Source organism: Desulfotomaculum sp. 1211_IL3151, assembly GCF_036763075.1.
In the GTDB taxonomy this organism is placed as follows: domain Bacteria; phylum Bacillota; class Desulfotomaculia; order Desulfotomaculales; family Desulfotomaculaceae; genus Desulfotomaculum.
Genome location: NZ_JBAIYV010000033.1, coordinates 1 through 11351 on the forward strand (window position 1 = coordinate 1; position 11351 = coordinate 11351).

11 protein-coding genes are annotated in these 11351 nt (G+C 42.7%); 2 read left to right on the plus strand and 9 right to left on the minus strand.

Going from position 1 to position 11351, the window contains the following annotated elements:
* Nucleotides 1-134: 134 nt before the first annotated feature.
* Both V6C11_RS08065 and V6C11_RS08070 read right to left on the minus strand, forming a co-directional pair.
* Entirely contained in the window at nt 135-2549 is a 2415-nt protein-coding gene (locus tag V6C11_RS08065; protein ID WP_333530629.1) for an S-layer homology domain-containing protein, read from the minus strand.
* A 298-nt stretch (nt 2550-2847) separates the two neighbouring features.
* A complete protein-coding gene (locus tag V6C11_RS08070; protein ID WP_333530630.1) occupies nt 2848-3417 on the minus strand; it encodes a 5' nucleotidase, NT5C type in 570 nt (189 codons plus the stop codon).
* 234 nt (nt 3418-3651) lie between these two features.
* Here V6C11_RS08070 and V6C11_RS08075 point away from each other — a divergent pair, with 234 nt between their 5' ends.
* Together V6C11_RS08075 and V6C11_RS08080 are read left to right on the plus strand one after the other, a co-directional pair.
* Entirely contained in the window at nt 3652-3945 is a 294-nt protein-coding gene (locus tag V6C11_RS08075; RefSeq protein ID WP_333530631.1) for a hypothetical protein, read from the plus strand.
* A gap of 313 nt (nt 3946-4258) precedes the next feature.
* A complete protein-coding gene (locus V6C11_RS08080) occupies nt 4259-4843 on the plus strand; it encodes a hypothetical protein (RefSeq protein ID WP_333530632.1) in 585 nt (194 codons plus the stop codon).
* Nucleotides 4844-4974: 131 nt separating this feature from the next.
* Here V6C11_RS08080 and V6C11_RS08085 read toward each other — a convergent pair whose 3' ends face one another.
* The 7 genes from V6C11_RS08085 to V6C11_RS08115 form a co-directional block, all read right to left on the minus strand.
* Entirely contained in the window at nt 4975-5307 is a 333-nt protein-coding gene (locus V6C11_RS08085) for a hypothetical protein (RefSeq protein ID WP_333530633.1), read from the minus strand.
* Between the two features lie 53 nt (nt 5308-5360).
* Nucleotides 5361-6164, minus strand: a complete 804-nt coding sequence (gene ccsB / locus V6C11_RS08090) for a c-type cytochrome biogenesis protein CcsB (protein ID WP_333530634.1) — start codon at nt 6162-6164, stop codon at nt 5361-5363.
* Nucleotides 6164-7207 (minus strand): cytochrome c biogenesis protein ResB, encoded by a 1044-nt coding sequence (locus V6C11_RS08095; protein ID WP_333530635.1) that lies wholly within the window; start codon nt 7205-7207, stop codon nt 6164-6166. Before V6C11_RS08095 ends, ccsB begins: the two co-directional genes overlap by 1 nt.
* Before the next feature lie 26 nt (nt 7208-7233).
* Entirely contained in the window at nt 7234-8487 is a 1254-nt protein-coding gene (locus V6C11_RS08100) for an ammonia-forming cytochrome c nitrite reductase subunit c552 (RefSeq protein WP_333530636.1), read from the minus strand.
* A gap of 21 nt (nt 8488-8508) precedes the next feature.
* Nucleotides 8509-8937 carry a NapC/NirT family cytochrome c gene (locus tag V6C11_RS08105; RefSeq protein ID WP_333530637.1) on the minus strand — a complete coding sequence of 143 codons (429 nt, stop codon included), beginning with the start codon at nt 8935-8937 and terminating at the stop codon, nt 8509-8511.
* 192 nt (nt 8938-9129) lie between these two features.
* On the minus strand, nt 9130-10755 hold the full coding sequence (gene hcp / locus V6C11_RS08110; RefSeq protein WP_333530638.1) for a hydroxylamine reductase: 1626 nt from the start codon (nt 10753-10755) through the stop codon (nt 9130-9132).
* Nucleotides 10756-10768: 13 nt separating this feature from the next.
* A complete protein-coding gene (locus tag V6C11_RS08115; protein ID WP_442886055.1) occupies nt 10769-10951 on the minus strand; it encodes a DUF362 domain-containing protein in 183 nt (60 codons plus the stop codon).
* Between the last annotated feature and the right edge of the window lie 400 nt (nt 10952-11351).

Here is an 11351-nt window from a genome sequence, read left to right on the forward strand (position 1 = left end):
TTTGTTATGCCCAAAACGGGGCTTAAATAGTGAAACTAACCTGCAAAGATGTAATGATTTTCCTGTCATGAATCAAAATGGGCGTGTCGCCCTACGTTTTCAAATAAACGTTTTGCAACACGCCCTTCTTTCCTTTATTGCACTTCCAGTGTTTTTATTTCCCCATCCCTAAGTTCTATGATCACATCGTATCCTTCATAATCTTCCAGGTCATCTACATCAATGCTTCTTCCTTTTCGATCTTCAAGAGTCACTTTGCTTGCAAAATATAGTTTATGTCTGCCATTATCTTGCTCAAGGTTGATATACCGAGAACTAACACTATAAAGCTCGCCTTCAACTTCAATGTCTTCATCATCGGTAATGACAATCTTTGAAACTTTATCACTTTTTAGGGTTAGTTTTCCCTTCGCTCCAATTAGAACCTCTTCCAACTCAATCTCTTTATTGTCCCTTTCGATGGTAACCTTACTGTCAAGGTCATAGGTTTTAGAACTACTGCCTTTGATGGTTATCTTTTTGCTAGTCAGACTGGTTATTGTCCCTGTATAACTACTGCTGGATGTTTCATCGGTAATAATAATAGTTATAACCTCATCACTATCATTATCCAAAATTAGTTTAACTTCGTCTCTTTTGCTGATATCATCAAAGTCCCTGCTCTTACTACCTTCATAGACAGCCACTTTTTTGTTAACATCATAGGTTTTCTCTTTGCCACTTGAATTTTCGATGGTGATGCCCCAGCTGCCTGAGTCATCCACCTCAATAACCTCTCCCTCAATGATATCAACATCCAGAATGTCAATCCTGGTAACGTCATCACGGCTATCCAGCTTTAACTTAACATAATCTCCCTTGCTGACGTCATCAAAATCCCTACTTTTTCCATCCTCATAGACATCGGCATCGTCATCCACATCGTAGGTTTTAGTTGTTCCATCGGCTTTCTCAATGGTGATTCTCCAATTACCGGAGGTAACCAGTTTGGTAACCTCACCTTCTAAGGCTGAAGAGGAGGATGAACTATTGTTAAGTTTGATTGTGACTGCTTCATTCTTGCTATTAATCTCAACCTCTACAAAATCTTCCTCTTCAATATCTTCCAGATCCATGGAGTCTCCATCTTTATCCCTAACCCTATAGCTGCTGGCTAAATCAAAGGAACGCTCATAGCCGTCCCCATCTTCGATGGTAATAGTTGAGGAACCAACCTTCACTACATCACCAAAGATTTTGCTGGCTTCATTTAAGGGGATAATATTTGAGACGATATTACCGATCTTTGTAATAGACACCCTTTGACCCCTGGATAGCTGGTAAAAATTCGTACTCACATTGCTTTTATTGATCTCTTCACTGGTACCATCATCATACCTTACTGTGAAATAATCCAAATACATGTTTACTACATAACCCTTACGACCGTTATCTGCTGCCGTACTAAGCAGTTTAATTTCTGTAACGCTGCCATTAGCCACTAAAATTTCCGCACTGGATCCAGTAGTTAAGGCTGTTAGATCCTTTGTGGTACCATTTTGTGTTATTTTTACCGAACTAACCAATGGGTAAGAAGTCAATGTCCCTGTATCCGTCTGAAAAGCCAACAGCCATTGGCTGCCACTGGTTATGCCCTTGATGGTTCCTGTGTAGGTAGTGGTTATGGATACGCTGCTGCCTGGGCTTGCCTTGGTATTTGCTAGATACAGCACTTTACCCGCAGTATCCACCACTACCCTGAAATTATCACCTGCTTTTAAAGAAGCTAAGGTTACTTTTTTGCCATCCAAGTAATATAGCGTATCGGTCTGAACATCAAGGGTTTTCGATTGTCCATCCTTGCTAACTGTAATTTTCTGCCCAGCCGTATCCACTTTACTGAGCTTAGCAATATAATATTTGCTAGCATTGGGGTTAATCTTGCCATTTTCAAATAGGCGTGAAATAATTGCCGCCATTTCACCCCTGGTCACAGAAGCATTGGGATCAAAGGTATTGTCTGGGCGGCCAGACATAACCCCATGCTTCACAGCTGCAGCCACAAAGGACTGTAGACTTTCATGAATCTGGGCCTTATCTCTAAAGGTTAGTTCAAAACCATCTGCCTTGAGGCCTAAAGCATTGGCAAAAAGTACTGCTATTTCAGCCCTGCTAGCAGCACCCTGGGGTTTCATCGTGGGAATTCCTGCCTTTGATATGTACTTCTTATCTGCGGCAAAGGCAATATTTTTCTTTGCCCATTCGGGGAAATCGGCCGGAAAATTGTAACCACCTTCTGACATATTATAATCGTCCGCTGCGACCCGATGCCCAAGGGCGCGATTTAAGAAAACAATGGCTTCAATCTGGGATACCGAAGCCTTGGGGTCAAATACCCCTTGTCCCCTGCCACCTACTAAATCGGCGGCACTACATTCAGCCACAGACTGCTCCCACCACTGGCCTGTAGTATCTTTATAAAGGTGGGGAGATGCCGCCCAAGCTGAAGTGCCGACTAACATGGCAAAGATCAGAATCACTACCGAAAAAAGGTGCCTTTTTCCTAACAAAACAATACCTCCTTGGTTGGACCAGGCGGATGCCTATTGGGGGCACGACAGGTATCCGACTGGGCCAACATGCTTCTATATAGTTAAGACGCTTTATTTAACACTTCGTTACAAAAATAATAATTCCTGTATCAAAAATGGAAAATAAATGGCACCCTGTTAGATGACCCTAGGCCTTGGGCTTTTAGCCTTTAGCTATTAGCAGAAAGTTAAAATGCTCTAAGAATAAAAATTTTGTGTCATCCTTCGCTGTCGCTCAGGATGACATCGCTATTGCTTTAAGCTCACTGCCCATGGCTCATGGCCGTTTTTTAGTAAACATTTGATTAATTGACTGATAAATATCCTGCCACGAGGTGCAGCGAATACCCTGCCAGGGCCATTGCCTATTATGAGGGGCCTCAAATAATATCACTGGAACGCCACCACCATTAAGCTGATAGGCATTATGAATATTGTCTTCGATCATAAGTTTGACTTTTAAATCCTGGCAAACTGCCAATTTATTATGGGAATTTAATAGGTGTAGCTGGCTATAGGGTATATCATAGTCCCTTAACCATTTTTCCGTCACTTCCTGATATCTGGGATTTCGGGCCGTGATAATATGAACCTCCCAGTCTTGCTGAACCAGTTTATAAATACTTTCTCTGGCCAAAGGTATAACTGGGCTCTTTTTAATAATTCCCTCTTCCTTCTCAGCCATCAATTTAAAGAATTGTTCTTCGCTCACATTGTAGACTTTACATAAGCTATATTGGTTGATTTCTTCCCCACGCAAACTCTTACCAGAATACTTATTCATTGTTTCCACCAACAATTCAAGATTGTCGGCAACGGTTCCGTCTAGATCAATCCCAATTCTCATGTTCCCCTCCTAGTATCCCAGCATCCTTCGTCCTTGTAAATTAGTATAGCGAGAAACTTTCTACTTCGTCAAATTAGAAAAGCCAAGTTCGCGCTATATCCGATAGCGCGAACTTAGCTTTTCTTGTACTATCATCCATTAAATTATAATTTCAGATCGTATAAAAGATAAACATAGATAAAGAACTAATCCTTTGGACATAATAACCATAAATAACAATGTGAGGTGTAATCCATGACTCTATCCCCCGGTGAACGAACCATCTATGCTTTTTTTAATGACAGAGTAGCTGCCCGCGGCGCGGCAGAAGCATTGCAGGAAGCTGGTTTTGAATATCCCTTTGTTGATAGGCTTGATCGTCATAAGGGTGCAGATTACCTTTCTGCCTCCACACTTCATCCAGATGGTTTTGGGGAGCAGCTAGGCGAGGTAGACTTTAACCGCGGTTTTTTCTTTACGCTAAAAACCAAGGATGACCTAGTCAACAAGGCCATTGGTATTATTCAAAAACACGAAGGATTCGTTTAGCTTTTAGCTTTTAGCTATTAGCTGTTAGCCACCAAGAACTGGTTGCCATAAATAATTGTCACCCTGAGCGATAGCGAAGGATCTTTCTGCATTGAAAGGTTAAACCCAAGATTCTTCGCTATCGCTCAGGATGACACAAATTTTCTTCTTCGTTGAACCGTTAAAATTAAGGTCATTTACTTGCTGCCTTCCAGCTTTCTGCTAATGGCTACTAGCTAATTAACCTGCCAATTTGTTACATAACACCCTCACAATACCAACTCTCCTGCATACTATATATAAATTATCAAACTATGTAGGGGAGGTCTGTTTTATGACGAAGGATGAAAAAGATTTAGCAGAAACCACTGACGATGTTGTATCCTCAAACTCTCTCTTTAATAAAAGGCGCGGTTTATTAACTGAATTTGAAGCCTTTACCCTGGAGCCCAGTAATACCTGTGGTGCTACCTCCATACCCCTTACTAGCACACCTACCACCATTGCATCATTAACTGATGAAAACGAACTTAGCATTGAGGATGATTGCGACCGTGTTTGGTTAACTTGTACAGTTGGCTGGGAAGCAATTGCCAATGCCCCGGACGGGGCACGACAGGGGAATAATGTGGATGTATTATTTAAAATCTTTAGGGAGAATCGGAAGCACCATCGTGATCTTATTTTCAGCTGCTGCCAAAGTGCTAATGCAACCGAAGATAACCTGCAAACCACAACCTTTACCCACGTTGATTTACCCTTTGCCCACAAAGTTCACAATCCCTGTGAAGATGATCATTGTCATAAAGTACCTAGCGTAAATTATTTTGTAACTGCCCAACTCCTTAATGGCGGTCAGGCCAATGTAATTGGACCCATTACCTGTACTGGTTCACAAATTGCCCAAAATCCTAGATAATAATGAATTCACCCTACCGGCTTTGGTATCATCCAAGCGACAGCAAAGGATCTTGGGGATAGCTACAAGCTAACGACTAACAACTATTAAAAACCGGGCGGTTTTGCCGTCCGGTTTTCTTTTCTTACTTTTTAATTCTCTTGACACTGCTCCAAAAGAGGGCTAACTGTTAAATAGAAAACCTTAAATTCATCTTGAAACTTTGCCGGAATATCCATTGGCCATTCCATCTTAGGATCATCCAGGTATTTTTGAGCAAATTCCTCCAGTAGGTAACTAAGTGGTTGTGCCAAAATTGTGGTTATTGCTTGATCTAACTCCGGATAACAATGGGGCCAATCCTTCCTTAATAAAAAAAGATGCAAAAAGCTAGCAGCCTTTGAAAAAATATGTGAATCCGCTCGATAGCTTTCAATGGTGCCACCAATGTAATTCATCACATCATAGCCATTTTCATATGCCATCATTTACCCCCATTTTTAACTATGGTATGATGGGCTATTCTTGGGGGTTCCTTTTACACATAGCTATGGGCACCGGGTAATAATAATGATACGCCAAACAAAGTAAACAATACGGCAGCAAAACCTATGATTGCCATCATTGCTGCCTTTTTGCCCTGCAATCCATAGGTCTTCCTGGCATGTAAATAGCCCGCGTAGATAAACCAGGTAATCAGTGCCCAGGTTTCCTTGGGGTCCCAACTCCACCATCTACCCCACACTTCTTCGGCCCACACAGCCCCTGTAATTAAGACAAGCGTCATAAAGGGAAATCCCAGGGCCACTGACCAGTGCAGCATATTGTCGAGCTTCGATAACTCAGGCAGAGACTTACCCATGCCTTGATCCCCTACTTTTTCCTTTACCATGTATAAAATACCCAAGCAGCAGGAAAGTCCAAAGGCACCGTAGGCAACGATTGCCGTGATAACATGGAGTTCTAGCCAGAAGCTCTGCAGGGCTGGCATCAATGGCCGAATATCAGAAGGCAAGGTGCTGCCATAAGAAATAATAATGATTGCTAGCAAGGCAACCAGCGAGGTTAGGAGATCGGAAACAAACTTGGTTCTTAGGATCAGGAAAAAGAATAAAATACCCCAGGCAAAAAGAAAGGTAAATTCATACATGGTTGCAAAGGGCAGCCGACCACTGGCAACACTTCTGGCAATAAGTGCTAGGGTTAAGCAGACAAAAGCTAAGGCAACTGTAGCTAAAGAGATTTTGCTAAGGATTTTATTAGGCTGCCAAAGGCAAATCAGGCTCGTCACTACACCAAGAAAGAGCAGACCATAAGCAGCTAGGTTCAGTGTCCCTTCCATTAAAGCCCCACCTCACTTTTTTGCGCGGTTTTTAACGGTGCAAGATATCTTATTAAGAACCCTATTACGATTAATACAAAGCCAGTGTAGATAATTTTCACACCAGGATCTTGTTTTACCTCTAGCCCTGTATAGTAGCGATAGCTGGAAAAGGTAACGGGGTAGCCAGCTAGTTCCTTTGTTGCCCCTTCTGGAATCACTTCTACGGCAAGCAGCTGATCATTTTGCAGGATAGCGCATGCTAGATGTGGGTTATTGGGTAAAGGGGACCTTGAACGAAGATCGCCACTGCTTGGGTCAAAATCTGGTACGTAGATAACCCTCATTTTAATATTTTCCTTAACGATTACATCCGCACCATTGACCAGGTCAAATTGCTGCTCTTTCCCTCCGACGTCAATATAGCCTTTGGCCTTCCAGCCATAACTCTGCTGATAAATGGTAAAGCCCTCAGCCTTGAGTGGATGGTTGACACTTATTTCACTGTTTACCTCATTTTTTTCACCGGATAAGGTTAGCTTACTAATGTATTGCTTTGGCTCAAGGTTATCATAATACTCAATCTTAAAATCCTTAACATGCAAGCTATATCCCGGGAAGCCCTTTGTGGCAAGATCGATTGACTCCCCTGTACCTAGTTCTAGGTATTCACTTTGACCAATTAGTCCGGATACCAGTGATCCAATGAAAATAACCAGTATACTTAGGTGAAGAACCACTGAACCCACTGCCCGAATACTGTTTAGTGTTTTAAGACGTTTAACCGAACACAATAGAATATTGGTTGCAAAAACTGCCCCCAGTAGAATGAACCACCAAGAACCATACAACTTATTTAGGGACAATAGTAAAATGAAAGCGCCCATTAACTCCCCATAGTGGTTTTTGTAAAAGAATGCTTCCTCGCCCTGGGGAATTAAACTACCGAGGGAGGATGCGGCACCTATTAATAATAAAAGAAAAAGACCCATTTTCATGGAGGAAAGGAGATGGATAACTCCCTTCCCCCCAGGTCTTGTAAATTTGCTATTTGTATCTGTCAATACATTTCACTCCAGTAGGATTGGTTTTAGGCTGGATTCTTTACGGCATCCTTAGCAAATTGTATTGCTTTGTGGGCATAGTCGATGGCCTTGCCCAAATTATTCATTGATTCTGTGGGGTTGTGGAAGCCGTAACCATTGGTTACCATCACGTAATCCAAATACCATTGACCCTTGCGATGCATATCCTGGGCCTGCTTAAGCAATTCCTGGTTTACGCCAGGGGTATCTTTGGCAGCTTTTATCTCGTTAATGGCTTGAACCACTGCCTCACCGGCAATGTCCTGTATTTCTTTGGTTTTTGTCTGGGTGTCCTTGACTCTGCTCTCAAGCCAGTCCACACCCTCCCGGTGGCAGACGGTACAACTTTCCTCGATGTTGTTTAGGGGGCTGGTCCAGTAGTGGGAGCTGATTTTTACATTGCCCTGCTTAACATAGGGCATATGACAATCCGCACAGGCTAACCCCGCCGACTGGTGAGTGCTGCCCATGAAAATTTCATATTCGGCATGCCTTGCCTTGGCTAGTCCAGTTCCAGCATCCGGGTGATGCCACTCACTATAGTTCTTTTCATCAAAATAGGCGAGGATTTGATCTGCTTTAATACCATTATCCCAGGGGAAGGTTAGTTTCTTGGTTTCTGGTCGGAAGTAATAAGTCACATGGCATTGGGCACAGACCAGGCTTCTCATTTCCTGCCTGGTGGCCTTGGTAATGTCCTTGCCTTGGCGTTCAAAGGCTTCGATTAAGGCAGGTCTGCTGATTCTCAGATCCATTGTTTTAGGATCGTGGCAATCAAGACAGGCGATGGGATGCTTAAGCTGTGAATTTATTTCCTCAAAAGATTTAAGGTAGTAATCTTCGCCGTACTTATCGATAAGCCCGGGTATTTGGGAAGATTTACAGGTATTACAAGCAGCACCTGTTTTATAGCGATTAGGGTTTACTTCTCTGATATCATCCAGCGTATAGAGATGGCCCCGTGGTTCGTTAAATTCCACAGCATAACCAAGGCCTGCATAGATGGGTTCCATATAGGGCTTGGTCTCAAAGTGTGATGGCTTAGCTGTGTTTTGAAAATTCTCCAAGTAACTATCGTAATGTTTAGGATAATATTTGCCCCACACCGCTGGATCAACCTCATTGGCTGCAATCTCGCCAAGCGGACCTTCCTCTAGGTCTGTGTTATGAGCATTATAGAAATAAAATACCGAAGCCCCCAAGATCACGATTACTACCAGGGAAAAGAAAACTAAATTACGGTATTCTTTTGGAATCAATTTAAATAACCACCCCTCTCATCATTTCTGGTGCGGGGTACTGCGGTGACAATCGAAGCAATATTTTCCACCGTCCCTTTTCGTGTCCCCCACTAGCTCCAGCATTTGTCCGTGGCATCTTAAACAATTTTCTTGAAGAATGTCTTTGCCTAGTTTTGTCACTCTAATTTCCTTGGGAGCAGTGTCCGTGACGACAGCAACGATGTCCCTTGTTCCGGTATATGCTTTATAGGTAGCACCGTACACCAGGCTATGGGGAATATGACAATCCCCGCAGGTAGCTCCTGACCTATGTGCTGAATGTAAATATGTGTCTACCTGTTCATCCATAACATGACATTGGCCGCAAAACTCTGCCTTGTCTAACCCAAGAGCAGGAACCTTTGTTATCAGCATCAAAGCAAAGCTGATAAAACCAAAAGCAGCTAACCACATAAGTTTTTTCTTCATTACCCCGCCGACCTCACCTCCTTATAATTAATATATAGTAAACGAACTGGCAACTCTAGACAGATTATTCCAGATAAAAGGTTTCTGAAAATATTTTTTGGTATTAACCAATAGCTTAAATGCCATGTTCTTTTTTGAAAAAAGACTTGGGGCAAATACCCCAAGTCCTATTTCAATGTATTTATAAAGCTTTTAACCCAAGATAGCTGCTAAATCCGCTTCCGCAGTGGTAATCGGCTTAATGTTGAAATTCTTGACTAGTACATCCAGGACATTGGGTGAAATAAAGGCCGGTAAGCTGGGTCCTAACCGAATGTCCTTAATTCCTAAGTGTAATAATGTCAGTAAAATAGCCACTGCCTTTTGTTCATACCAGGAGAGTACCAGGGAAAGTGGTAAATCATTTACGCCGCACTCAAAGGCATTGGCCAAGGCCACGGCAATTTGAATGGCAGAGTAAGCATCATTGCACTGACCAACGTCCAGCAACCGAGGAATACCACCAATATCACCTAGTTTCTTGTCAAAGAAACGGAACTTACCACAGGCCAGGGTAAGGATGATTGTGTCTTGGGGTGCCTTTTCCACAAACTCGGTATAGTAACTGCGGCCAGCCTTGGCACCATCGCAGCCACCAACTAAGAAGAAATGCTTGATGGCCCCCTCCTTGACTCCGGCAATTACTTTATCTGCTACACTCATCACGGTATTGCGGGCAAAGCCTACCAGCACGCTGCCTTTATCTTCGTCTTCCTCGAAACCAGGCATAGCCAGAGCCCTTTCAATCACTGCCGAGAAATCACCATTTTTAACGTGCGTTACACCGGGCCAACCAACTAGTCCGGTAGTGAAAATACCTTCCATATAGGCCTGGGGATCTTGAATGCAGTTGGTGGTCATTAGGATTGCCCCTGGGAAAGTGGGAAATTCCTTTCTTTGATTGTTCCAGGCAGTTCCAAAATGGCCATAGAAGTGCTTATATTTCTTTAACTCAGGATAACCATGGGTGGGGAGCATCTCACCATGGGTGTAAACGTAGATTCCCTTGCCCACGGTTTGCTCAAGAAGATTCGCAAGATCCAGCAAATCGTGCCCGGATACCAGGATGCACTTACCCTTTTTATGTCCCAGTGGAACTTCGGTAGGTACTGGATGACCAAATTTACCGGTATTGGCTGCATCCAGCAATTCCATAGCCCAGAGGTTGGCCTCACCGCATTTGAGAACCAAGCCCACCCAATCGTTCAAACCAAGTTCTTTATTGGCCAGTGCTGCCATTGCTTCATGGATATAGGCATACACCTTATCCGCTTCCTGACCTAGAATCTTGGCATGGTCTGCATAGGCGGAAATACCCTTTAGCCCATAAACAAGGGTTTGCTGGAGGGATTGAATATCTGTATCGGCATCTTTACTTACTACATGACCCAGCTCTTCAGCCTGTTTGATTAAACCTTCTAAATCCTGCGCTATTTTCAAGTTGGCAGAGGGATCGGCAAAGGTAGTATTGCCACCTGCAGCGGCTACCTTTTCCTTCATCCCTTCAGTGAGTTCCATACCCTGATTAATTAGCTTTTGAAAGCGAGCAGCATCAAAGTTTACGTTTGTCAGTGTGGAAAAAATAGCTTCCACTGTAAAATGATTTACAGCGGCATCTACCACTCCTACTTTTCGACCTTCTGCTGCATAAAGGGACAGACCCTTCACTGTATGTAATAGTAGATCTTGTAAATTGGAAACTTCCGGTTTTTTGCCGCATACACCAACTACGGTACAGCCAACACCCTTGGCAGTCTGTTCACATTGGTTGCAAAACATATTATATCCCCCTTTAATCAATTAGTTGAATTGAACTTGTAGGGCAATTATCCACACATGCGCCGCATTCCGTGCAGGCATCTGGGTTTACTACTTTTGATACATCCCTTACCTCAAAGACATTGGGGTCAGCCGGACATACACCTTCACATGTAGCACAGGCAATACATGTTTCTTCGTTAACCACTGGACGCAAGCTCACACCTCCCCTTACCACAATTTTACAACTAACCTATTTTTTTAATTATACAGGGCTTGTTGACAACTAGCAATAAATAGTGGCAAAATGTAAGGTTATTGTAACGGTTGTCGCAAATATAGATTTTTGTTGACTTGTCTTTTTATTTCTGTTAACATCCTATATTTGACACTTAAACTAAAGAAAAACTCCGGGAAGCCTTGCAAATAGGGCATTCCAGAGTTTTTTTAATGTTTAAAAACTGCGTACTGTTTTGTTCTTTTTCGTGTCCCTGAAAATATTTTTCATTTCTTTCAAACTAACAATTTGATAATCCGTTCTAAACCCAAATACATCATGTAAGGTATCCGTAAAATCAGTTCTTGTATATGTTGGGACATAACCTTCAGCAGGAACA

What these genes read in the sequence shown, in the direction of transcription:
- V6C11_RS08085 (WP_333530633.1), bottom strand. Translation starts at nt 5,307, where the DNA reads ATGGCATATGAAAATGGCTATGATGTGATGAATTACATTGGTGGCACC.
- V6C11_RS08070 (WP_333530630.1), bottom strand. Translation starts at nt 3,417, where the DNA reads ATGAGAATTGGGATTGATCTAGACGGAACCGTTGCCGACAATCTTGAA.
- V6C11_RS08105 (WP_333530637.1), bottom strand. Translation starts at nt 8,937, where the DNA reads ATGAAGAAAAAACTTATGTGGTTAGCTGCTTTTGGTTTTATCAGCTTT.
- hcp (WP_333530638.1), bottom strand. Translation starts at nt 10,755, where the DNA reads ATGTTTTGCAACCAATGTGAACAGACTGCCAAGGGTGTTGGCTGTACC.
- V6C11_RS08080 (WP_333530632.1), top strand. Translation starts at nt 4,259, where the DNA reads ATGACGAAGGATGAAAAAGATTTAGCAGAAACCACTGACGATGTTGTA.
- ccsB (WP_333530634.1), bottom strand. Translation starts at nt 6,164, where the DNA reads ATGGAAGGGACACTGAACCTAGCTGCTTATGGTCTGCTCTTTCTTGGT.
- V6C11_RS08075 (WP_333530631.1), top strand. Translation starts at nt 3,652, where the DNA reads ATGACTCTATCCCCCGGTGAACGAACCATCTATGCTTTTTTTAATGAC.